This window comes from Jannaschia aquimarina (genome assembly GCF_000877395.1).
GTDB lineage: Bacteria > Pseudomonadota > Alphaproteobacteria > Rhodobacterales > Rhodobacteraceae > Jannaschia > Jannaschia aquimarina.
Window position 1 is genome coordinate 40,228 of the sequence record NZ_JYFE01000025.1, and the last position, 20,705, is coordinate 60,932.

Genomic DNA, 20,705 nt, shown 5'->3' on the forward strand with positions numbered 1-20,705 from the left:
GCATTTGCGACGTAGCGAGGACAGAAGCCGACGAAGTCAGGAGTCTTCTCAATGCGCCGAAATGCGTTCTCTCGTTTCCAGTCGAATGAAATCGGCGCGATCACGGTCGAGTGGGTGGTGCTCACCGCTCTCATCACCGGGATCATCATCGCGAGCAAGGACAGCTTTGCGGCGGCGCTCGGAATTCATTCGGACAACATCTCCGAGGAGCTGACCAATTCCGAGATCGTCCGCGCCGGCGCAAACGGGGCGCATTCCGATACGTTCGGGGACGGAGCAGGCCGCTGGACTGGCGGCGGTGTTTACGACGTCCCGGGGTTCGGGGAGATTCTCGGTCACATCACCGGCACACCGGGCGGCGAGCAAAGCGTGAGCCACGACTTCATCATGGCGTCCAATGTCGATGAGTCAGTGATCACCTTCGATCTCTTCTCCTTCGACGGCATCGGCGAAGGGGACGCCGGGATCTTCTATATCAACGGGGTGGAAGTCGGCCGGGTCACCGGCGGAGATGCGACGTTGGTCACGAGTTCGGTGGACGGCGTCACCATCGAGACGACGACTGTTTCGACCGGTGACAATCTCGGCGGCTACGGAGATCCGAACACCGCCACGGACAGCGAACTGGACGACACCCATACGATCGTGAAGATCACCCTGGACGATCCCGACGACGCGGTCACGTTCGGCTTTGGCTCCACCGCCAATCAGGGCGAGAACCAGGGCGACCACAACTATGAGAGCTACGGGATCGACAACTTTTCGATCACGGGCGTCGACCAGTCCTGACGGACTGGAATACGCGGCGGAGTCGGATCCGGTCCGGCCTCGAACTTTGACGGCTGGAGCACGGGTTGAGCAACGGGCGCAGCGGCTTGAAAATAGCCCTTGCGCCCGTCTTTCGCTTTTCCTATCTCCGCTCTCACCGAAAGGGGCGGGCGTAGCTCAGGGGTAGAGCATTACCTTGCCAAGGTAAGGGTCGTGAGTTCGAATCTCATCGCCCGCTCCAATTGAAAACGCCCCCGGCCGCAGATGGCCGGGGGCGTTTTCATTTTCGATATTCCCGGCTCTCAGGCGACAGCCAGCGCGCGTGCATGTGCAGGTTTGGGCAGCGTTCGTGCCGGTCGCAGACCGCATCCGCAGGCCAGATCGGGACGCAACGCGATGAGACGCGCGCGGTCGGCGGGATCGAGGCCCCGCAGCGCCTCGTCTCCGCCAAGGAAGCTCTCGCAGGGAACGTCCTCGGCCAGAATGACTTCGTGATCATCGAGCATGAGATGGTGATACGTGATGCGCTCTGACGCGTCGGCGCGCAGGATGCGCTCTCCGTCGACGAGGACGTGCGCGGGGACCAGGACCTCAGGCTCTCCGAAGAGCAATTGCGCGCGCCAATCCGCGACCAGCAGGCGATGCATGGGAGAGACGCGCAGGTCGCGCCGGTTTCCCCAGATCCCGCCCGCGCGAATCGTGACCGGGGCCTGGGACGCGCGCGCTGCCACGTCGCGGCGCCCGGTCCAGCGGATCGGCCTCAACCCTGCGTCGCGCGTCAACACGAGATCGCCCTCGCGCAGGGTCTCGACCGCGCGCGGACCATGGGGCGTCGCGATGCGCGTTCCTGCCACGAAACAGATGATCGTCTCGATCTCGCTGAAGGTGACGATCGTCCCGTCCAGCAGTTCGGCCGTGCCGGAGAAGCCGCCCGCCGCGTCGTCCGTGTTGCTGTAGACGATCGAGCCCTGCAGAAGCTGGCCGTTGAAATCGAGCGTGTCGCCTGCGGTCTCGCCGGTTTCGCCGCCGACGATGGTGATCGGATCGCCATCCAAGGCGGCCGGGTCAAGGATGAAGAGGTCATCCCCCTCGCCCCCCGTTGCGGTATCGCCCCCTCCGACCGTCAGGCTGTCGTCGCCGTCCCCGCCGTCGAGCACGTCCGCCCCGGCACCGCCGTCCAGCGTGTCGCGACCCGTCCCGCCGCTCAGGACATCGTCCCCCGCACCGCCGGACAGGACATCGGAATTGTTGCCGCCATCAAGCGTATCGGCGCCGTCGCCACCCGACAGGGTATCGTCGCCGCCTCCGCCGAGGATCAGGTCGTCGCCCGTGCCGCCGCTCAGCGTATCGGTGCCGTTGCCGCCATCCAGCGTGTCATTTTCGGCACCGCCGTCGAGCTGGTCGGACCCGATGCCGCCATCGAGACTGTCCGCGCCCTCGCCGCCCTCCAGCGTGTCGGAGCCGTTGCCGCCGATCAGGGTGTCATCGCCCTCGCCGCCCAGCAGGCTGTCGGAATTGCCGCCGCCATCGAGGCTATCGTTCCCGGCCCCGCCGGACAGGGTATCGTTGCCGCCTTCCCCGAAGGCGGTGTCGTCGCCCGTTCCGCCCTCGATCAGATCGCGCCCGCCGCCGCCGATGAGGCTGTCGTCGCCAGATCCGCCATCCAGCGTGTCGTTGCCCACACCCCCGTCGACGGTATCATCGTCGGACCCAGCAAAGACGCTGTCGTTTCCGGCCCCGGCTTCGATCGAGTCCGCATTGCCGCCGGTCTGGACGGTCGCGAAGTGGATATCCGAGACGTAGACGGCCTGCTGGGTATTTCCGCCATTGTCGTAGATGAGCTCGATCCGCGCGACGGGTCCGTCGATCTGGACGAGGGCGGCCCCATCCGCCTGGAACCCCTCGTCGCTGTCGATGAGGGCCGTGACTGTATTGCCGGACACACTGTCATTGCCGAGCGCCGTGAGCGCGACCTCGACCGCGTTGCCCTCGGCATCGAAGGCGAGAACGGTGACGATGTCCTGGAAGTTGTTCGCGGCATCGACCACACCGTCGATATCCGTGATCAGGAAGCGGACGTCCTGCACCTCGCCCGTGACGTCCGCGCCCTGAGCCGCCGCGAAGTCGATCTGAAGCGTGCTGTCGGCCTGGTTTCCGTTCGCGAAGAGCCAGGCGGAGCTGTCGCTCGCGATATCGACATCGCCGGGAACGAAGATCGTCGTATCGGTGGCCGTGAAGGTCGTGCCTGCCGCAAGGCCCGTGGTGACGGTAACCTCGACGTCGCCCGAAACCTGGGTCTGGCTGCCGGACAGATCGGTGCCGGTCCCGTAATCCGACCACTGGAACGACCCCTCCTGGCGGCCTGTCCCCATCTGGTCGTTCCCGTCGACCACGTCGCCATTCGGATCGCCGGTATAGTCCCGGTCGATAACGTCGTCGCCATTCGTTCCGGTGACGATGCCATCGTTGAACTCGGCATAGGCGAAGCCGAAGCCGTCATTGTCCGCAGGCAGGCCGTCGTAGCCGATCGTCTCGTAGGCGCGGCCTTCGACGAGGGGCGCCGACGTCAGCATGTAATCGTCGCCGACCGTGTCGACGCGGACCACGCGGATCGTCTCTCCGGTGACGGTGTCGCGGACCAGCCATGCTTCCTCGGCGTCGATCAGGCCGGTCGTCGTGGTGCCGCCATCTACGATGGTCGCGGTCGCCGTCTCCGAGCGGTTGTCATCCGTAAGGAAGTCCGCTTCGGTCCCGATGCCGTTGTCCACCACCGTCGCCAGCACGTCCGCCACGGAGGGGCCGCCATAGACGGCCTCGTCCCCGACACCTGTGCCGAAGATCAGACGCGGGTCGGCGCCATAGAAGCGGAGGTTGTAGGTGGGCATCCAGGTCCGTTTCGCTACTCGTTAAATTATTCGGACACTCGACTCGTACTTTATCTTTCTGGTCGCAATTTGGCGTTGACAGGCCCCCGGAGTGGCAGCGGGACCGAAAGGAATCACCTTTCGCGCCCCGATTGCCCTGCCTATAAGCCGCGCGACTTCAGGAGGTACGGCATGCGCAAGGCGCGGATCGAAAGGCGGACGGCCGAGACGGAGATCGTGGTCGAGATCGACCTCGACGGCACCGGGGCCTACGATTGCAACACGGGCGTGGGCTTCTTCGACCACATGCTCGACCAACTCGCGCGCCATGCCCTGATCGACCTGACCGTCTCGACCAAGGGCGATTTGCATATCGACGATCACCACAGCGTCGAGGATACGGGCATCGCCATCGGCCAGGCCCTTGCGGTGGCGATGGGCAACAAGCGTGGCATCCGCCGCTACGGCGAATGCCCCCTGCCGATGGATGATACCTTGGTCCGCGCCGCACTCGACCTGTCAGGGCGGCCGTGGCTGGGCTGGGGTGTGGAGATGACGTCCGCGAAGATCGGCACCTTCGACACCGAACTGGTGCGGGAATTCTTCCAGGCGCTATCGACCCATGGGGGGATCACGCTGCATGTGGATCTGATCCGCGGCATAAACAGCCACCACATCGCCGAGGCCAGCTTCAAGGCGGTCGCGCGTTCCCTGCGCGACGCGCTGGACGTTGACCCGCGCAAATCCGACGCCATCCCCTCGACCAAGGGGACGTTGTGAGTTGCATCCTGGTCGATATCGGCCACGGCAACCTGCATTCGGCTCAGAAGGCGTTCGAACGGATGGCGGCCGAAGGATCCGGCGCCCGGATCGCCGTCACGTCCGATCCGGACGCGGTGGCACAGGCGGATCGCATCGTGTTGCCCGGAGATGGTGCCTTTCCTGCATGCCGACGGGGTTTGGCCGGCGTGGACGGGCTGGAAGAAGCCTTGCGCGACGCGGTGGAGAGCCGGGGCGTGCCGTTTCTGGGGATCTGCGTGGGCATGCAGCTTCTGGCGACGGCGGGATTTGAGTTCGAGGAGACGCCCGGTCTGGGCTGGATCGCGGGCACGGTCGACCGAATTCCCGCTCCGGGCCTGAAGGTGCCGCATATGGGTTGGAATGATCTGGTGATCGAACAGCCACACCCCCTGCTCGACGGACTGAGCTCCGGCGATCATGCCTATTTCGTGCATTCCTATGCGATGCAGGTGACCGACACCAAAGACCGGCTGGCCTACGCCTCCTATGGCGGGGACGTCACGGCGATCGTCGCGCGTGGCAATATCGCGGGGACCCAGTTCCACCCGGAAAAGAGCCAGCGCACGGGGCTGCGTCTGATCGCCAACTTCCTCGAATGGACGCCCTAGCGGGAGCGTCCATTCGACCCGCCACCCCAACCGCCCTTTCCGTTGGGATTCTCGCCACCATTGCCGACGGCCTTGTCGTTGCCGGGATTGCCGACACCCCCCGACGGTCCGGTGGCGTTCGCGCGTCCGCCGTCATTCCCGCCGCCGTTGGTGTCGCCCTGGCCGTTGCTGCCACCGCCCCAGCCGTCCTGGCCGTTCGGGTTCTCTCCGCCATTGCCGACCGGCTTGTCGTTGCCGGGATTGCCCGCGTTCCCGCCCGATCCTCCGCCGGACGCGCCGCCGCTGCTGGCGCCTCCGCTGCTCGAGCCACCGCCCGACGACGCACCGCCCGACGACGCACCGCCGGAAGATGCACCGCCGCCACCAGAGCTCGCCCCTCCGGAACTGCCCCCGCTGCTTGCGCCGCCATTCGTGGAATCGAACGTCGTCTCGATTTCAATTGTTGTCAGCCTCTCCGCGAGAATCCCGCTCTGTGCGTCCAGCCCGGCCTTCACCAGGGCCGCGACCATGATGACGAGGCCGCAGATAAGCGCCGTGACGGCGACGTAGTCGACCGATACGGCACCCCGCTCATCTTTCAGGAAGTCAGTCAGTCTTTTTCTCGCCTTGAACACGGATCAACTCGAACACCAGCTACAATCGCCGATCATCGGCGCAGACTCTTTGTCGCGGACCGCAGTGCCGTCCGCGTGATCGAATCGTGGCTTCGTTAAGGCTTGAGACGAATTCGTGTCGAACGAAGTTGGCCCGGGCGGCGGGTTGTTGCCGAGCAGGCCTGACCAAAAGTCGGGCCAACGAAAAACGGCCCGCCGAGGCGGGCCGTTCAATCGGATCGGTAAGGCGTGATCGCGGATCAGTTGATGCGCGTCCAGGTCTGGCCACGACAGAAGACGGTGACGCACCCCTCTACCTTCAAGGAGTTACCGTTCATGGTCATCTTGGAGTTGTAGGTCTTGTCCTGATCCGGCGCCCAGATCTTGCCGCCGCGATACTGGCCGTTTCCCCGTGCCTGCATGTCCCAAATGATCTGGCGTCCGACGATCGAGGTGTTGGAATTGCCCTTCACCTCGGTGATCGTGCCACAGACCTTTCCGCCGCATCCCGCGATCCGGACGTGGACGTAGCCGCCGGTCTCACCCGGCTCGCTGCGCCATAGCCCCAAGACGGGGTCGGCCAGCGCGGCGGTTCCAAAGCCGAACGTGGCGGCGGCGATCAGGAAAAGTCTCTTCATGTCTTTGGTCCTCCCGCGGTGACAATCGCCAGCCCGATGCGCCCGGCGCAAGTGTGACGTACCGGCACGGGCTTTAATATCCCGTCAGGCTGCGGCACAGGAGGTCGAGATCCCGGAGGCGCGCATGATCCTTTACCCTGCCATCGACCTGAAGGACGGCCAGGCCGTCCGTCTCCTGCGGGGAGAGATGGAGGCGGCCACGGTCTTCAACGACGACCCGGCCGCCCAGGCCCGCAGCTTCGTTGAAGCAGGCTGCGAATGGTTGCATCTCGTCGACCTGAACGGCGCCTTTGCCGGTCGGCCCGTGAACGGCGAGGCGGTCGAAGCGATCCTGCAGGCCATCGACGTGCCCACGCAACTCGGGGGCGGCATCCGGGACATGGCGACGATCGAGGGCTGGCTCGGCCGCGGGCTGGGTCGGGTAATCCTGGGGACGGTGGCCGTCGAAGACCCGGATCTGGTTCGCGAGGCGGCGCGCACCTTTCCAGGCCAGGTGGCCGTCGGCATCGACGCACGCGGCGGAAAGGTCGCGACGCGCGGCTGGGCGGAAGAGACCGATGTCGAGGCCACCGATCTCGCGCGCCGCTTCGAAGATGCCGGCGTCGCAGCGCTGATCTATACCGATATTGACCGGGATGGCGCGATGGGCGGACCGAATGTCCCCGCCACGGAGGCGCTGGCGCGTGCCGTTTCGATCCCCGTGATCGCGTCGGGCGGTGTCTCGTCGCTGGACGATCTGCGGGCGCTCAAGGCGACCGGCGTCGTGGCGGGCGCCATATCCGGGCGCGCGCTCTATGATGGTGCGATCGACCTGGGCGCCGCGCTCGACGTCTGCCGCGGATGAACCCCGCCGCCCGGATGGCATTGGCAGTCGTTCTTGCGGGCGCGGTCTATGTCGCAGCCCGGTTCGGGATGGCGGCCTTTCTCGACGCGCAAGCCTGTGCGGTGGGCTGGCTCCCCGGTTGGTGGCCCTCTTGGGCGGCATTCTGTGCCGATGACGGAGGGGTGCAGACGGCGCGGGCCTTGCAGGTCGCGGATTGGCACCGCGCCCTGCCGCTGGTCCTGGCGGCCGCCACCTTCCTCGCGGTGGCCTATCCGTGGCGGGCGAAGCGCCGCTAGGGTCGCCAGGACGGGGAACGCCGCAAGGCACCGGTTACATGCCCGTCCGACTGCTAGTCGGATGCGACGGCCGCATCGGTGAGGGTCGAGAGCGCACCATCGATCCGGATTGCAGCCTCCGAAGACAGATCCACATCCAGCCCGGCGAAGAGGCTTTCCGCGCTCTGATAAGTGACGGCCGCCGCGTCCCCGTCCGCATGGACCAGCACGCGCAGCGGAAGGACCGCACCGGCGCGAAGGTCCTGCTGCATGACCGGAGTACCGGCGCGCGGATTTCCGAAGATCACCAGTTCAGCCTCCGCAAGCTCCATGTCCACTCCGGCAGCGGCCTGAGAATGCAGCACACGGGCCACGATCGTGGCGCCCGCCCCCTCGGCCGCGGCGACGAGGCGGTCGGCCGTCTCGCCGACGGAATGCGGCGACGGCTTGGTGACGATCTCCGCCATGGCGGGCGCGCCCGCAAGGATGAGGGCGAGGGTAAGCGATCTGATCATGCCGAAGCTCCTTCGTGATCGGGATGTGACAGCACCCTGCACGATCTTGCGCGCCGTCCCGATCACATCGCGGTGACGGAAGCGCGATGCGCGGTTCGCTGCAATGCGCGAGAGATCTGCCGGTCAGGCTGATCGCGCGGAAGCTGCGGACAGCGATTGGGCGGTCGGGGCCAGATGGTGCAACAGCCGTGGAAACGCTTCTGTCCGCCCAGGGATCCGCAAGCAGATGGCGAGGTGTCTGGCAAGCGAGATCCGATGCATCAGGTCGATATCGTCCCCCGATGCAGGGCCACCGGCATCCGCATACCCCTCTCGAAACGCATGGATCTGGGGCCGAAGCGTCGTCGGATCGCCATCTCGGCGCAGGGCCAGCTCCTCCAGATGCGCCGTGAAGTTTCCGGGATCGATCGCCGGGTGTCCCCGCGCCATCAGGTCCAGATCGACCAGCCACATGCGCTCGCCGTCGATGAGGATCTGATCGAAATAGAAGTCCCGGTGCAGCGGCACCGGCCGCGCATCCGACAGACGGTCGAGTTCGCGCCTGAGTTCTGAAGCGAGCTTGTCGATGCGATCCTTGTGTTTCGGTTCGCGCTCTGCCGCCTGACGGAGAGCCCGGGAAAGGACGGCCCACTCGTCGGCCAGGCCCCAGTCTTGCGGTAGCGAAACGTCCAGACGATGCAGTGCGGCGAGGGCGCGCCCTGCACGTTCGAACGGCGCGGCATCCCGGCCCGGCCGGGCATGATCCGCCAGTGGCTCTCCCGCAACGGCCTCCATCAGGAAGGCGTCCAACCGGTCCGGGCCGGGCCACGCACGGGGGATGGCGAAGGGGGCCGCCCTTCCGTCGAAGCCCGCCTCTCTGAGCGTATGATGCAGCGCCGGTGTCGCGCGGTCGGGCCCCTTGGCCCGGAGTTTGATCAACCGATCCCCTGCGGCGCAGGGCAAGCGCACAATCGCGCGGCGTCCCGGCTTGTGGCGCAGCAATTCCGGTGAGCCCGTCAACTCCACCCCGGTCGCCGCGACGACGGAGGCCATGGCCCTGCGGTCGAGGCATTCCGCCAGCGTCGGCATCGCCGCATCGATCGGCTCCGTAGTGCGGGGCACCACATCGGCGACGCGCCGCAGAAGCGCCGCCGTCATCTCGTCCCAGTCGCGCAGTTGGCGGCGGAACGGCTCTGTCACCAGCCGGAGTAGATGCGCGGCGTGCTGCGAGGCGATCCAGGCCATCGCGGCGGCGTCCGGACCATATCCGGACAAAAAGGACGCCGCCGCCTGCCGCGCCTCCGCGGCCGATCGGGTGCCGTCCAGCACGTCCATGTCCAGCCGGGCCAGATAGCTGCCCAGATCGACGAGTTGATCGCCCCGGCCTGCCCTGTCCCAATCGACGATCCGTGCGCCGTCCGCCGCGACGAGGACTTGATCGGCACTGAAATCGCCGTGGACCGATCCGAAGCGTCCGGGGGAGGCCAAGAGGCTGCGCAGGACGGCGTCGCAGGCGGATGCCAGCCGGTCCTCCAATTCTGGCAATAGATTGGCGGCGTACGCGCAGATCCGGCGCAGGGTTTCGGCACTTTCACCCGGAGCCTCGTCAAAGCCCCCCGGAGATGGCGCGGCGTGGAGGCGGACCAAGGCCTCTCCCGCTGCGCGATGCCCGGCCAGATCGACCGGCGCCCCGTCGAGCCAACCACATGCAATTGCGCACAACGAAGCGTCCGCCCCCAGAAGCGGGGCGTGGCCCAGCAGATCGCTGCGTACTGCCCCCGCCTGCGCGCGTGCGAACCCGGAGGGCGTGTGCAGCTTGACGAGCGCCGCCTGGCCGAATGTCGTGACGCGCGCGACCAGGCGCCGCCCGGCCTTGTATCGCAGGATCTCGATCCGACCTCTGGCGAGCGGATGATCCCCGAACAGCGGGCGCAGGATGCGGTGCGGTTTGCCGAAGAAGTGCCGTGCGCCGGGGAGCGCCTGATCCTTCGCGGGGTTTTTGCGATGGATCGCCAGCCCGGACAGGTCGCCTGAGCTTTGCTTCCGGGCAAAGCGCTTGCGCGGCACGGCCTTGAGAACCTCGATACTGTGGTCCGCCTTCCGGACCGCGACGCGGCAACTGGTACCGGGTTTGTAGCGCAGGTACAGGCGCTCGATCCTGGACGTTCCCAGCGCCTCGGCCAGCGCCACATCGTCCAGCAAAAGCGCGAGGCCAGGCAGCGCCGAGTCACGGCGGATCAATTGCTCATTCGGCGGCGATATCACTTCGGCCACCGGTCTGGAGAAGATCCGCGAACGCGCCCGGCCGGTCGCGCAGCGTGCCGGGCGCGCCATCTTGGGCGATCCGCCCGCGATCCAGTACGACCACCCTTTCGGCGCGGGACGCAAGGGCAAGGTCATGGGTGACCAATATGGTCGTACGCCCCCGGGCCAGCCTGATGAGCGCCTCCTCGACGGCGACGGATGCCTTCCGATCCAGTCCCGCCGTCGGTTCGTCCAGGATCAGGATGGGGGCGTTCCGCAGCGCCGCGCGGGCGATGGCGAGCCGTTGCCGCTGCCCCCCGGAGAGGGTCGCGCCCCGCTCGGCCAGTTCGGTGTCATAGCCCTGTGGCAGCGCCGAGACGAAACCATGCGCTTCGGCAAGTCGGGCTGCGTCCTCGATCTCCTGGCGCGTGACGTCGCGCCCGGAGGCAAGTGCGATATTCTCCGCCACGCTCGCACGGAGGAGCAACGTCTCTTGCGGGACGAAGGCGATATGACGACGGAGGCCGGAGAGCGTGACGTCCCGCACGTCCTCACCGTCGATGCGCAACGCGCCAGCTTGAGGTTCGGCGAGACGCAGGATCAGAGAGGCCAGGGTCGACTTCCCCACACCCGACGGGCCGGTGACAGCGACGAACTGGCCCGAGGGGATGTCGAGCGATACGTCCTGTAGCACCGGGGCGCCTTCAGAGTCATACCGGAACGACACGCGTTCCAGCGATATCGCGCCGTTCGGAAACGAGGCCGCCCTTGCATCGGGACGGTCGGCGATGGCGACGGGCCGGTCGAGCAGTTCGATCACCCGCTCGCCGGCGGCGGTCGCGCGCGCGAGGCGGGCCGCCTGCTTTGCGTAGCCTCGGACCGGGCGGTACGTGTTCTTGATGTAGGTGATGAAGACGATAAGGTCGCCGGGCGTCATCCGCCCATCGAGGACGGACCGCGCCCCGAAGAGCAGGACGAGCGCGAGGCTCACGCCCACGAGAACGTCCACCGACCGCTCCAATCCTGCGGCGAGGCGCTTCGCCTTCACCCCCTCGCCCAGGCTGCGCGCGTTCGCCGCGCCGAACTGGCTGGCGACCTTCTCCTCCAATCCCATCGCCTGCACCGTGCGGATGCCGGCCAGCGCTTCGGCCGAGGTCGCGGCCATGGCGCCTTCGGTCTTGCGGACCTTGCGACTTATCCCCTGGATCCGCCGTCCCATGCGGAGCGAGGCGAGATAGAGGATCGGCAGAGGCAGAAGCGCTATCAGCGCCAATTGCCAATCCAGCCAGAGCATCACGGCGACCATGCCCGCAAGAACAAGGACGTTTACCGCAAGCGGCATCAGGGCCGTGACCGCGGCCTCTTTCAGCATTCCGATATCGGAGATCAGCCGCACCGTCAGATCTCCGGTCCGCGTTCCGGTATGGAAGGAGAGCGGCAAGGCCTGCAAATGCCGGAACAGGTCGGCCCGGACCTCCGTCAAGATCCGGCTTCCAGCGAGCGCGAAGGCGATCGTGGCAAGATACTCGAACGCCGCGCGCAGGGCCACGATTGCAAGCAGCCCCGCCGCGCAACTCAGCAAGAGCGTCATCGGATCGAGCGCCGTGCCCATCGGATCGGTCCCGCCCGCCGATGTGACGACATGGTCGATCACGAATTTGAGCGGCCACGGCTCCAGCAGCTTGAATGCGACACCGGCCAGCAGTGCCCCTGCCCCGCCCGCGACGAGCGCCTTGTTGCGCGCGGTATAGGGGGCGAGTCTGCGCAGGACGTGCCGCAGGCCTGGCAGGCTGTCGGTCAGGGACGGGTCCGCCATCAGGCTGCGCCGGCCGTGACCCGACTTTCGCGCGCGAGGTCGAGGACGCGTCCCGCCACTCGGTCCCAGGAATGATGCGCCAGCACATGCGCCCTGCCCGCGGCACCCAGACGGTGCCGGTAGTCGGGATCCGCGGCAAGTGCGATCAGGATGCGGGCCAGTGTCTCGGCATCGTCCGGCGGCACGGCGATGCCGCCCTCGCGGACCGCTTCGGCCAGATCGCCGACATCCGAAACCACCCCCGGCAGACCAGCCGCCATGTATTCCCGCAGCTTCAGCGGAGAGAAATAGAAGGGATCCGAGGCGCGATAGGGGGCGACACCCACATGCATCTGGGCGAGCCAGCCGGGGACGTCCTTGGGGCGGACGGTCCCAGTGAACTTCACCCTGTCCGCAACACCGAGATCGCGCGCCTGCGCTTCCAACGCTGCCCGCTCGGGCCCGTCAGCGACGATCAGCACCCTGGCGTCCGGTTCCGCGCGTTCCATCAGAGCCAGCGCGTCGATGATCGTGGCGACGTCGTGCCAGGGTCGCAAGGTTCCGAGGAAGCCGATCGTGAACGGACCATCCGCCGGTGCGGTCGGCGGGAACCGCGCGGGGTCGATGCCGTTGGGGATCACTTCGACACGGTCCGCCCCGAAATCCCGTACGTAGTCGGCCACGGGGGAGCTGACCGCGATGGCCGCCCGAGCCGAGAGGAACTGGCGACGAGCGGCCACTTCCGCTTCGCCGGGCAAGGGAAGGATGCGATGCCGCCGGCTCTCCTCGATCAGAGGTGCGTTCACTTCCAAGAGGCCGGGCGCTCCGGTGGCGTCGGCGTATTCCATACCGGCATGAGCGAAGAGCGCATGCCGCTCGTAGATCATGTCGAAGGGCCGCGCTTTCGCCAGCACTTCGGTGACGGTGTCGTTCTGCCTGAGAAGGGCGCGCGCCCGGCCTTCCGCATCGCCTCCGGGCAAAGCCGGAAGCGGCATGCGGGTCAGCCCTTGCAGGCCGTCGGGAACATCGCCCTCCATCCGGGGTGAGATCAGCGTCACGTCCATGCCGCGGCGAAGAAAGGCGCGGCAGACTTCCTGGACATGGACCGAGGCACCCTTGGTGCCGAAGACCGGGATGCCTGGATCGGTACAGAGATAAGCGATCCGCATCACGCCACGCCTTCCAGCCTGGGCGCCGCCGCGCCTAAAAAGACCTCGCGCAGTCGGGCGGCATTCCGGTCGATATCGAACTCCGCCTCGATCAGACGGCGAGCCGCCGACGAGACGGACATGCGCAGGTCGTCGTTCCCGACCATGCGCCCCAGCGCATCCGCCAGTGCGAGCGGATCGCCTTCGGGCACACACAGGCCGGTCTGCCCATCGCGCACGATTTCGGGCAGGCCCGTCACGTCGCTGGACACGACCGGGAGCCCGAGGGCCATGGCCTCCAACACGACGGTCGGCAGCCCGTCCCGATTGCCGTCGCGCCCGACCACACAGGGGCATGCCAGAACGGCCGCCCCGCGCATTGCCGCGATCACGTCCGACTGGGCCATCGGACCGGCGAGGGTCACGATATCCTCCAGCCCGGACGCAGCGATCTGTTCGCGCAGGGCGGCCTCCTCCTCGCCCGATCCGATGATCCGGCACGGGTGGGGGCGGCCCCGTTCCTTCATCACCAGCAAGGCTTCGAGGAGAATATGGAACCCCTTCTTCTCGACCAGCCGCCCTACGGCGAGGATCTCGCGCGCGTCGGATCCGGGCGGCATATGGTCGAAGCGGCTAAGGTCGAGGCCGTTGTAGATGCGGATCGTCCGATCCGCGTCCCTGCCCGCCAGCGTCCGCAGATGGGCGAGATTGTAGTCGGAGACGGTGATCGTCGCATCCGCCTCGCGCATCTTGAGGTTCAGACGCACCGGTTCGGCATAGTCGTGGTATATGTCCTTGGCATGTGCGGTGAAGCTCCAACTCAGGCCTGCGATCCTGGCCGCGAGCCGGGTGACGCTGGCGGCCTGCGTCCCGAAATGCGCGTGAAGGTGAGTGACGCCCCTTTCCCGCGCCTCGCAGGCCAAGGCGAGCGCCTGCATGCCATCGCCATGGGAAGCGCCCTGCGCCGCGAGCGCCTCGACCGCGCCGGGAAATCGCTGCGCCGCCCGCATGAGCATCGACCAACCCGCACCGGAACGTTCTGGACGGATCAACCGTGTGACCGGCGCGCGTACGTGTGCGATCGCATCCTGGAAGTGCGTCTCTTCGACGGGGCCGAGCGCGAAGATCTCCAGGTTCCAGCCGGCCGCTTCGTGGGCAAGGATCTCGTTGACGACGAATGTCTCCGAGAAGCGGGGATAGCGTTTGAGAACGTATCCGACCTTGGGCGGCTCGATGGGCATGGCATCTCTCCTCAGGCGGCTTGCACTGCGATTTCGGCGAGTCTCAGCGCTTCGGATGCGAAGGCCGCGAAGCGGTCCAGCCCATTCAGATCGAACCGCAGGTCGCCCGTCCCGGCGCAAGCCGGTCCGGCGAGCCAATCCGTCAGAGCGCGGGGCGTCAGATCGTCGGGCAGCAGCATGTCCAGCGCACCGACCGCCGCCAGACGTTCAGCGCGAATTGCCTGTTCACGGCGGGGTGCCGTGCGGGGCACGATCAGAGCCGGCCGGCGGAGCGACAGGATCTCGCAGATCGTGTTATAGCCGCCCATGGCGATCACCCGCTCGGCGCCGGACATCACGGACACGAGATCCTTCATGAACGGAACGACGGTGATGGCCGGGTTTCGTGCGGCCAGGTCTGCGATCCGATCCTGCGCGGCCGCATCCATCTGCGTCCCGGTCACCAAGAGGCCCTGCATTCCGTCAGGGAGCGCGGCGCGGGCGAAGGCCTCGGCCAGCGCGACGCCGTCACGTCCACCCCCGACGGTGCAGAGCACGAGCGGCGCCTCGTCCGAGGCGCGCCCGGCATCCGTCACGCCCGAAGTGGCAGGCACATCGCGGCGCAGATACCCAGTATAGCGTGTTTTCGCCGCGATCGCTTCGCCCAGCCCATATTCTGCGACGGGATCGTAGAACCCGGGATCGCCGTAGATCCAGACTTGGTCGTAGTGCTCGCGGAGGGTCTCGAAATTGCGTGCGCGGATCCACTGGCTGCGTACCTTGCGCCGATCGTCGATCACGTCGCGCAGGCCGAGCACGATCCGCGTTTCACCTGCGGCGCGCAGCGCCTGAAGCGCCGGCTCCAACTCTCCCTGAGCCCCAAGGGGCACGTTGTCGACCACCACGAGGTCTGGTTTGTAGCCAAGCAGCGCAGAGCGGATCGTTTGCGACCTGAGGGACGCCAATTCCGAAAGCGACAGACCCAGATGGCGCGCGGCGTAGGTTCCGCCGCAATCTTTCGCGTAGCCCGGCAGGCTGAGCAGATCGACGCCTTCGGGAAGATCGAAGGCCCCCGCCTCGCGCATTCCGGCGATCAGCAGGACATCGGGCGCCTGTGGCAGGTCGCGGAGGCGACGCGCAAGAAGGAGGTTGCGGCGCAAATGTCCAAAGCCGAGCGTGTCGTGCGAATAAAGCGCGACCCTGGGGCGTCGTGAAATCGATCTGTCGATGAACATTTCCGAGCTCCTCTCTTGGTGCGGCGTGGTGGGGTGGCGTACGCACATTCGAAGAGGTGGTTTGGCGCTGAAATATGTCCTGTAACCGATATGAAGGTTTCATGAACGCGGGATTAACAGCCGTCGACGGCATGCAGCCCATTTCCCGACAATTGAAGTTTCCCAGGATCCCGCGAGCATGAGCGCGATGCCCGCGCTGTCGCCGGGCCTTGTCACCGGACGCCACCCGGTTCATCACCCGGACCATGCTGAAGACCCGCATCATTCCGTGTCTCGACGTCGCCGATGGACGGGTCGTGAAGGGCGTGAACTTCGTCGATCTCGTCGATGCGGGCGACCCCGTCGAAAGCGCGCGCGCCTATGATGCGGCGGGCGCGGACGAACTCTGCTTTCTCGACATTCACGCCACGCACGAGAACCGCGGCACGATGTACGACCTCGCCACCCGGACGGCGGAGGCATGTTTCATGCCGCTCACGATCGGGGGCGGCGTCCGGACCGTGGATGACGTGCGCAACCTTCTGTTGGCCGGGGCCGACAAGGTGAGCTTCAACTCGGCCGCCGTCGCGGATCCGGACGTGCTGTCCCGCGCGGCCGATATTTTCGGCAGCCAGTGCATTGTCTGTGCCATCGACGCGAAGACCGTCGAGCCCGGCCGATGGGAAATATTCACCCATGGCGGGCGCCGCGCCACGGGCATCGACGCGGTCGAATTCGCCCGCACCGTCGCCACGAAAGGCGCAGGAGAGATCCTTCTGACCTCGATGGATCGGGATGGGACCAAGGCGGGGTTCAACCTCCCCCTCACGCGCGCCATCGCGGACGCCGTCGACATACCGGTCATCGCGTCGGGCGGCGTGGGCACGCTGGATCACCTGGTCGAAGGCGTGACCGAGGGCCGCGCCAGCGCCGTGCTGGCGGCCTCGATCTTTCATTTCGGGGAATTCACCATCGGCGAAGCCAAGGCTCACATGGCCGCCGCAGGAATTCCGATCCGGCCGGTGGACGCCTGATGGACGCGCTCACCCGGCTCTGGACCGAGATCGAAGCCCGCAGGGACGCCTCGCCCGATGAAAGCTGGACCGCGCGCCTTCTGTCGAAGGGGCCCGAGAAATGCGCCGAGAAGTTTGGCGAGGAGGCCGTGGAAGCGATCATCGAAGCCGTCCGCGGGGATCCGGAGCGCCTGACTTCCGAGGCGGCAGACGTGCTCTATCATCTGCTCGTCATGCTTGCTGCACGTGGCGTCACCCTGGACGATGTGGCGCGCGAACTCGACGCCCGGGCCGGCCGATCCGGCTTGGAAGAGAAGGCCGCTCGCCGCGACGAATCAGGCGGCGCCACGGGCTGACAGCCGCTGGACAGACCGGTGCGTCCAGGCAGGCAGGATCAATGCCGCCGCGCAAGTATCTGTTTCTGAAAAGCAATGTGCAAGGCGACGCTCGGGGTGCGGAACCTTCGCGTCGCCTTGCGTGTTGCGATCACAACCAACCTGCAAACAGGTTACAACCACAACACAAGAAGGCTAGGATGAAACTCTTTCTCACGTCTACCGCTATCGTTCTCGCAGCTTCCGGCTTCGCACAGGCCGACAATCACGCCGCGTCGATGACCGACGACGTAGAGATGCCACCGCGCGCGGAAGGCGTCATGAATGTGACCTCCGAAGGGTCCGGCCTGACGACGCAGGCGCCCACCACGACGCAGGTCGTGCCGGCCCCGGGCGGCGTTCCCAGCGGCACCTATACCAGCGGTGGTGGAACCATCGACACGGCGATCGTTCCGCGGACGGACCCCGAAGCGGGTGTAGAAGGCGCAGTCATGCAGGCGCCAGTGGACGTGCCTGACTTGGATGACGGCACAGTCGTCGCTAATCCGCAAACGCCTGCGACCGCCGTGATCTCGGACGGCCAAGTCGAGACGCCGGTTATGGATAGCACCTCGGAAGCCGCCGCGACCGGCGGCGCCGATGAAGGGTCAGCGACCGTCGATCCCACACAGGCCGCCGACAGCGAAGGCAGCACCGTCACCAACGATATCGATTTCGCAGCCAGTCTCGGCCGCGACGGTGATATCGTGCAAAGCGACACGCTGACCCTGCCGCAGATCGAGGGTGTAGACGTCCGGGACAGTACGGGTGAGATCGTCGGCGAGATCGGCTACACCGTGAATGGTGCAATGGGTGAGAACAACATGGCACAGGCTGTCGTCGACATCGGCGGGTTCCTCGGCCTCGGCGAGCACAGCGTGCTGATGCCCTTGGAAGAGATTGTCTTTCTCCGCTCTGACGGGGGCGAATTGGAAGCCTACATCGATATGACGCGGGAAGAACTCGAAGCGATGCCTGAATACGAGGGCTGACCTCTCAACCACTGAACTCTTGGGCCCGGCATGTTCTGCCGGGCCTTTTGTCATCGCGGCAGCTTGGAACTGACGATGCCGGTCGCGAAGCCGCCCATGCGGAGCTCTCCGAACAGGCGCTGGTGTTCGATCTTCGGACACCTGTCCTGCACGATCGCAACGCCCGCTTGCGCACAGAGCCTCTCGGACTCCGGGCTGACGATACCGATTTGAAGCCAGATCCCTCGCAGACTCGGGTAAAGCGAAAGCGCCTCATCCACGATCGCCGGGACTGCTTCAGGGCGGCGAAAGATATCGATGACATCCGGTGCCTCGTGCAAATCTGAAAGGCCCGCCACACAGACCGCCCCGAACATCTCCGTGCCGGCATGTCCGGGATTCACCGCCTGGAGCCGGTATCCCCGTCGCGCAAGATACCTCGCGACGTAGTTCGAGGGACGCACGGGGTTCGGTGACACGCCCACCATGGCGAACGTCGCCGGCCGGGCCAGCATCGCACGCAACAAGTCATCAGAGGGCGTCGTCGTCATTCCCGAAGAATGATTGCGGGGCGTCCCGAAGAAAAGACCGGGAGGCTCCAAAAAAAAGGCCCGCGACACAATCGGCGCGGGCCCGAGGTACGGAACGAGGGACAGTGAACGGAAGAGCGGAGGTTCCGGATCCGCCTTCCACAGACAACGAGGTAACTGCCCCCGCCCCGGATTGTTCCCGGCTTGTGGAAAATATTTCGTACGGTCGAGATTTCGACTGACAGCATGGCGAGGTCAGTCGAAGATTTCGTCGATCACCTCCTCGGCGATCTTCATCCAGAAAGGTCTGTCCTTCTTCTTCTTTTTCTTCTTGTAGCCGGTGTCTCGCTCGATCTTGTGCGGTTTTCGATCTGGCGAATGCGTGTTCGCCGACCTTGCTGCATCCATTTTGAGCGGCTTGATCATGTGCAGCGGTGCCCCGCAAGAGCCGCAAGCGAGTTCGTGACCACCATGGGCGGTATTCCGCAGGACGGTCTTCTTGCCGCAATAGGTGCAGGTTGCCTTCTTGATCTCGAACATCAGCCCTTCCTCGTTGCGTACAGCGCGACCGCCGCCGCATTCGACACGTTCAGCGACCCGAACGCCCCGGCGGGGTCGATCCTCGCCATGCGGTCGCACAGGTTCCGGGTCCGGTCGCGCAGCCCCGGCCCCTCGGCGCCAAGTACCAGTGCGAGCGGAACGTCCGCGACGTCGACGGCCGCTTCATGGAGCGTTTGCGGCGCTTCTTCGTCGAGGCCCATCGTCACGTAGCCCATCGCCCGCAATCGCTCCATCGCATCGCCGAGGTTTCCCACACGCAGGTAGGGCTGACGCTCCAGCGCCCCGGACGCGGTCTTGGCCAGCGCGCCACTCTCGGGCGCAGAGTGCCGCATGGGCGCGACAACCGCCCTCGCCCCGAAGACTTCAGCCGAGCGAAGGATGGCGCCGACATTGTGCGGATCGGTCACACGGTCCAGCAGAACCATCCGGGGCGCCTGCCCCGCGCCGGGCCGCGCCAGATCGTCCAGCCGCCCCCAATCCAGCGGCCTGACCTCGAGTGCGGCGCCCTGATGGACGGATGCGGGGTCGAGCGGCACCGGAAACTTGCGTGGATCCGCGATCTCTGGTTCGGGCCCGCCTCCCAACGCATCACCAAGGCGGTCCGCCGCGTTTCGCGTCACGACGAGGCGCAGCTTCTCGCGTGCCGGGTTCGAAAGGGCGTCCCGCACGGCGTGCAGACCGAACAGCCAAACGGTCGATTGCGCCGCCGTGCGACGTCCACGCTCCTTCTCCACCACCCATTTCGGTTTCTGTGCCATCGTATCCCTCACCGGTCGCCCCGCCTTAGCGTGCGGCCCGAGGAAGGTCACGTCACCGCTTGACCCCTCGGACGCGGGCGCCTAATTGGCGCCTCCAGTGGGCGACGTGCTGCAAGGTGCGGCAGCGGACTGTAACTCCGCCGGCGAGAGCCATGCCTGGTTCGATTCCAGGGTCGCCCACCATTTCGCGCTATTCATCCGTTCATCGACCACTCGCGTGCCTAAGGCCGGAGCCAGGCGCGCAGATCGGCGCGGGCGGCATGGCGACGGACGAGTCGGTTGGAAGTCCGACTGCCGAACGCCGCAGGGGACCCTCAGGAGATGACGGAGTCGGCCGAGGCGCCCTCCTCCAGGGCACGCAAATGGGCCGCGAACTTGTTCATCATATGGGTCTTCATGAGCTGGCCCAATTCGGACCCGCGCCGGGCGTGAAGCAGCTCCATCATACGCTCGTGCTCCTCGATGGCTTCGGACCAGCGTGCCTCGGACAGGTTGACCATGAAGCGCGCGCGGCGGATCCGGGTCGCGAGCGTGCGGTGCTGGGCCGACAGGACGGCATTCGCGGCCCCTTCGACCAACGCGCCGTGGATATCCTGATTGGCCTCGAAATACGACTTGCGATCCCCCTTCCGAAAGGCGGCGATCATCTCGTCGTGACGCGCCTGGATCGCAGCGATGGCGGCATCGTCGAGGCGTTCGGCAGCCAGCTCGCCCGCAAGCTGTTCGAGGGCGGCGATAACGGGGAAAACCTCTGCCAGTTCCTCGGCGGTGATCTCGGTCACGCGCGCTCCGCGATTTGCCTGGAGCACCACCAGCCCCTCGGAGGCGAGCACCTTGAGTGCCTCGCGCAGCGGAGTGCGGGAGACGCCAAAGGCTTCGCAAAGCTGCGCCTCGGCGATCTTCTCACCCGGCTTCAGCGTGTCGTCGACCACCAGCGCGCGCAGCCGCTCGACGAGTTCTTCGTGGAGCGTGGGACGATTCAGGATCTCTGTCAGGGCCATAACGCAACCCTC

The 20,705-nt window shown here is 66.2% G+C and carries 21 protein-coding genes and 2 tRNA genes; 10 read left to right on the top strand and 13 right to left on the bottom strand.

Annotation, left to right across the window (positions count from 1 at the left end; translation table 11 throughout):
* Positions 1–51 precede the first annotated feature (51 nt).
* A complete protein-coding gene (locus jaqu_RS06635) occupies positions 52–789 on the top strand; it encodes a Flp family type IVb pilin (RefSeq protein WP_043918178.1) in 738 nt (245 codons plus the stop codon).
* Between the two features lie 145 nt (positions 790–934).
* A tRNA-Gly gene (locus jaqu_RS06640) sits at positions 935–1,009 on the top strand.
* A 61-nt stretch (positions 1,010–1,070) separates the two neighbouring features.
* Here the strand turns inward: jaqu_RS06640 and jaqu_RS20540 are convergent.
* Positions 1,071–3,653 (bottom strand): Hint domain-containing protein, encoded by a 2,583-nt coding sequence (locus tag jaqu_RS20540; protein ID WP_052500818.1) that lies wholly within the window; start codon positions 3,651–3,653, stop codon positions 1,071–1,073.
* Between the two features lie 171 nt (positions 3,654–3,824).
* On the opposite strand from jaqu_RS20540, the gene hisB reads away from it, so the two are divergent.
* A complete protein-coding gene (hisB, locus tag jaqu_RS06650; RefSeq protein ID WP_043918179.1) occupies positions 3,825–4,412 on the top strand; it encodes an imidazoleglycerol-phosphate dehydratase HisB in 588 nt (195 codons plus the stop codon).
* Complete coding sequence (gene hisH, locus jaqu_RS06655) at positions 4,409–5,041, top strand: imidazole glycerol phosphate synthase subunit HisH (protein ID WP_043918180.1); 633 nt, start codon at positions 4,409–4,411, stop codon at positions 5,039–5,041. The genes hisB and hisH overlap by 4 nt, the downstream gene beginning before the upstream one ends.
* Here the strand turns inward: hisH and jaqu_RS06660 are convergent.
* Positions 5,038–5,655, bottom strand: a complete 618-nt coding sequence (locus jaqu_RS06660) for a Flp family type IVb pilin (RefSeq protein ID WP_052500819.1) — start codon at positions 5,653–5,655, stop codon at positions 5,038–5,040. The two genes, hisH and jaqu_RS06660, sit on opposite strands and share 4 nt — an antisense overlap.
* 239 nt (positions 5,656–5,894) lie before the next feature.
* On the bottom strand, positions 5,895–6,272 hold the full coding sequence (locus tag jaqu_RS06665) for a DUF2147 domain-containing protein (protein WP_043918181.1): 378 nt from the start codon (positions 6,270–6,272) through the stop codon (positions 5,895–5,897).
* A 124-nt stretch (positions 6,273–6,396) separates the two neighbouring features.
* On the opposite strand from jaqu_RS06665, the gene hisA reads away from it, so the two are divergent.
* Both hisA and jaqu_RS06675 read left to right on the top strand, forming a co-directional pair.
* Positions 6,397–7,116: a 1-(5-phosphoribosyl)-5-[(5-phosphoribosylamino)methylideneamino]imidazole-4-carboxamide isomerase gene (gene hisA, locus jaqu_RS06670; RefSeq protein WP_043918182.1), complete on the top strand. Its 720-nt coding sequence runs from the start codon at positions 6,397–6,399 to the stop codon at positions 7,114–7,116.
* The gene (locus jaqu_RS06675) at positions 7,113–7,391 is read left to right on the top strand and encodes a hypothetical protein (RefSeq protein ID WP_043918183.1); all 279 of its coding nucleotides are present in this window, start codon (positions 7,113–7,115) and stop codon (positions 7,389–7,391) included. Before hisA ends, jaqu_RS06675 begins: the two co-directional genes overlap by 4 nt.
* A 53-nt stretch (positions 7,392–7,444) precedes the next feature.
* On the opposite strand, the gene jaqu_RS06680 is transcribed toward jaqu_RS06675, so the two are convergent.
* The 6 genes from jaqu_RS06680 to jaqu_RS06705 form a co-directional block, all read right to left on the bottom strand.
* Positions 7,445–7,885, bottom strand: coding sequence for a DUF302 domain-containing protein (locus jaqu_RS06680; RefSeq protein WP_043918184.1), 441 nt, complete (start codon positions 7,883–7,885; stop codon positions 7,445–7,447).
* Between the two features lie 123 nt (positions 7,886–8,008).
* The gene (locus jaqu_RS06685; protein ID WP_161793837.1) at positions 8,009–10,105 is read right to left on the bottom strand and encodes an aminoglycoside phosphotransferase family protein; all 2,097 of its coding nucleotides are present in this window, start codon (positions 10,103–10,105) and stop codon (positions 8,009–8,011) included.
* A 4-nt stretch (positions 10,106–10,109) separates the two neighbouring features.
* Positions 10,110–11,924: an ABC transporter ATP-binding protein gene (locus tag jaqu_RS06690; RefSeq protein WP_043918186.1), complete on the bottom strand. Its 1,815-nt coding sequence runs from the start codon at positions 11,922–11,924 to the stop codon at positions 10,110–10,112.
* Positions 11,924–13,072 carry a glycosyltransferase family 4 protein gene (locus jaqu_RS06695; protein WP_043918187.1) on the bottom strand — a complete coding sequence of 383 codons (1,149 nt, stop codon included), beginning with the start codon at positions 13,070–13,072 and terminating at the stop codon, positions 11,924–11,926. Before jaqu_RS06695 ends, jaqu_RS06690 begins: the two co-directional genes overlap by 1 nt.
* Positions 13,072–14,292, bottom strand: coding sequence for a glycosyltransferase family 4 protein (locus jaqu_RS06700; RefSeq protein WP_043918188.1), 1,221 nt, complete (start codon positions 14,290–14,292; stop codon positions 13,072–13,074). Before jaqu_RS06700 ends, jaqu_RS06695 begins: the two co-directional genes overlap by 1 nt.
* Positions 14,293–14,303: 11 nt before the next feature.
* Entirely contained in the window at positions 14,304–15,506 is a 1,203-nt protein-coding gene (locus tag jaqu_RS06705; RefSeq protein WP_043918189.1) for a glycosyltransferase family protein, read from the bottom strand.
* Between the two features lie 245 nt (positions 15,507–15,751).
* Between jaqu_RS06705 and hisF the strand changes: the two genes are divergently transcribed.
* The 3 genes from hisF to jaqu_RS20545 are packed head-to-tail and all read left to right on the top strand — an operon-like array spanning position 15,752 to position 17,864.
* Positions 15,752–16,519, top strand: a complete 768-nt coding sequence (gene hisF, locus jaqu_RS06710) for an imidazole glycerol phosphate synthase subunit HisF (RefSeq protein ID WP_043918190.1) — start codon at positions 15,752–15,754, stop codon at positions 16,517–16,519.
* Positions 16,519–16,854, top strand: coding sequence for a phosphoribosyl-ATP diphosphatase (locus jaqu_RS06715; RefSeq protein WP_043918191.1), 336 nt, complete (start codon positions 16,519–16,521; stop codon positions 16,852–16,854). Before hisF ends, jaqu_RS06715 begins: the two co-directional genes overlap by 1 nt.
* Before the next feature lie 41 nt (positions 16,855–16,895).
* Positions 16,896–17,864: a RodZ family helix-turn-helix domain-containing protein gene (locus jaqu_RS20545; RefSeq protein WP_141134345.1), complete on the top strand. Its 969-nt coding sequence runs from the start codon at positions 16,896–16,898 to the stop codon at positions 17,862–17,864.
* A 50-nt stretch (positions 17,865–17,914) separates the two neighbouring features.
* On the opposite strand, the gene jaqu_RS06725 is transcribed toward jaqu_RS20545, so the two are convergent.
* From jaqu_RS06725 to jaqu_RS06735, 3 genes are all read right to left on the bottom strand, one after another.
* On the bottom strand, positions 17,915–18,394 hold the full coding sequence (locus tag jaqu_RS06725; protein WP_043918192.1) for a CoA-binding protein: 480 nt from the start codon (positions 18,392–18,394) through the stop codon (positions 17,915–17,917).
* 234 nt (positions 18,395–18,628) lie between these two features.
* Complete coding sequence (locus jaqu_RS06730; protein WP_043918193.1) at positions 18,629–18,913, bottom strand: hypothetical protein; 285 nt, start codon at positions 18,911–18,913, stop codon at positions 18,629–18,631.
* Positions 18,913–19,692, bottom strand: a complete 780-nt coding sequence (locus tag jaqu_RS06735) for a TrmH family RNA methyltransferase (RefSeq protein ID WP_043918194.1) — start codon at positions 19,690–19,692, stop codon at positions 18,913–18,915. Before jaqu_RS06735 ends, jaqu_RS06730 begins: the two co-directional genes overlap by 1 nt.
* A 99-nt stretch (positions 19,693–19,791) precedes the next feature.
* Between jaqu_RS06735 and jaqu_RS06740 the strand changes: the two genes are divergently transcribed.
* Positions 19,792–19,875, top strand: a tRNA-Tyr gene (locus jaqu_RS06740).
* A gap of 131 nt (positions 19,876–20,006) precedes the next feature.
* On the opposite strand, the gene jaqu_RS06745 is transcribed toward jaqu_RS06740, so the two are convergent.
* Positions 20,007–20,693, bottom strand: a complete 687-nt coding sequence (locus tag jaqu_RS06745) for a GntR family transcriptional regulator (protein WP_043918195.1) — start codon at positions 20,691–20,693, stop codon at positions 20,007–20,009.
* Positions 20,694–20,705 lie beyond the last annotated feature (12 nt).

Coding starts and splice junctions, on each gene's coding strand:
- hisB (WP_043918179.1), top strand. CDS start 3,825: ATGCGCAAGGCGCGGATCGAAAGGCGGACGGCCGAGACGGAGATCGTG.
- jaqu_RS06690 (WP_043918186.1), bottom strand. CDS start 11,924: ATGGCGGACCCGTCCCTGACCGACAGCCTGCCAGGCCTGCGGCACGTC.
- jaqu_RS06675 (WP_043918183.1), top strand. CDS start 7,113: ATGAACCCCGCCGCCCGGATGGCATTGGCAGTCGTTCTTGCGGGCGCG.
- jaqu_RS06735 (WP_043918194.1), bottom strand. CDS start 19,692: ATGGCACAGAAACCGAAATGGGTGGTGGAGAAGGAGCGTGGACGTCGC.
- jaqu_RS06665 (WP_043918181.1), bottom strand. CDS start 6,272: ATGAAGAGACTTTTCCTGATCGCCGCCGCCACGTTCGGCTTTGGAACC.
- jaqu_RS06715 (WP_043918191.1), top strand. CDS start 16,519: ATGGACGCGCTCACCCGGCTCTGGACCGAGATCGAAGCCCGCAGGGAC.
- jaqu_RS06635 (WP_043918178.1), top strand. CDS start 52: ATGCGCCGAAATGCGTTCTCTCGTTTCCAGTCGAATGAAATCGGCGCG.
- jaqu_RS06700 (WP_043918188.1), bottom strand. CDS start 14,292: ATGCCCATCGAGCCGCCCAAGGTCGGATACGTTCTCAAACGCTATCCC.
- jaqu_RS06730 (WP_043918193.1), bottom strand. CDS start 18,913: ATGTTCGAGATCAAGAAGGCAACCTGCACCTATTGCGGCAAGAAGACC.
- hisF (WP_043918190.1), top strand. CDS start 15,752: ATGCTGAAGACCCGCATCATTCCGTGTCTCGACGTCGCCGATGGACGG.
- jaqu_RS06705 (WP_043918189.1), bottom strand. CDS start 15,506: ATGTTCATCGACAGATCGATTTCACGACGCCCCAGGGTCGCGCTTTAT.
- jaqu_RS06745 (WP_043918195.1), bottom strand. CDS start 20,693: ATGGCCCTGACAGAGATCCTGAATCGTCCCACGCTCCACGAAGAACTC.
- jaqu_RS20545 (WP_141134345.1), top strand. CDS start 16,896: ATGCCGCCGCGCAAGTATCTGTTTCTGAAAAGCAATGTGCAAGGCGAC.
- jaqu_RS06725 (WP_043918192.1), bottom strand. CDS start 18,394: ATGACGACGACGCCCTCTGATGACTTGTTGCGTGCGATGCTGGCCCGG.
- jaqu_RS06695 (WP_043918187.1), bottom strand. CDS start 13,072: ATGCGGATCGCTTATCTCTGTACCGATCCAGGCATCCCGGTCTTCGGC.
- jaqu_RS20540 (WP_052500818.1), bottom strand. CDS start 3,653: ATGCCCACCTACAACCTCCGCTTCTATGGCGCCGACCCGCGTCTGATC.
- hisA (WP_043918182.1), top strand. CDS start 6,397: ATGATCCTTTACCCTGCCATCGACCTGAAGGACGGCCAGGCCGTCCGT.
- jaqu_RS06680 (WP_043918184.1), bottom strand. CDS start 7,885: ATGATCAGATCGCTTACCCTCGCCCTCATCCTTGCGGGCGCGCCCGCC.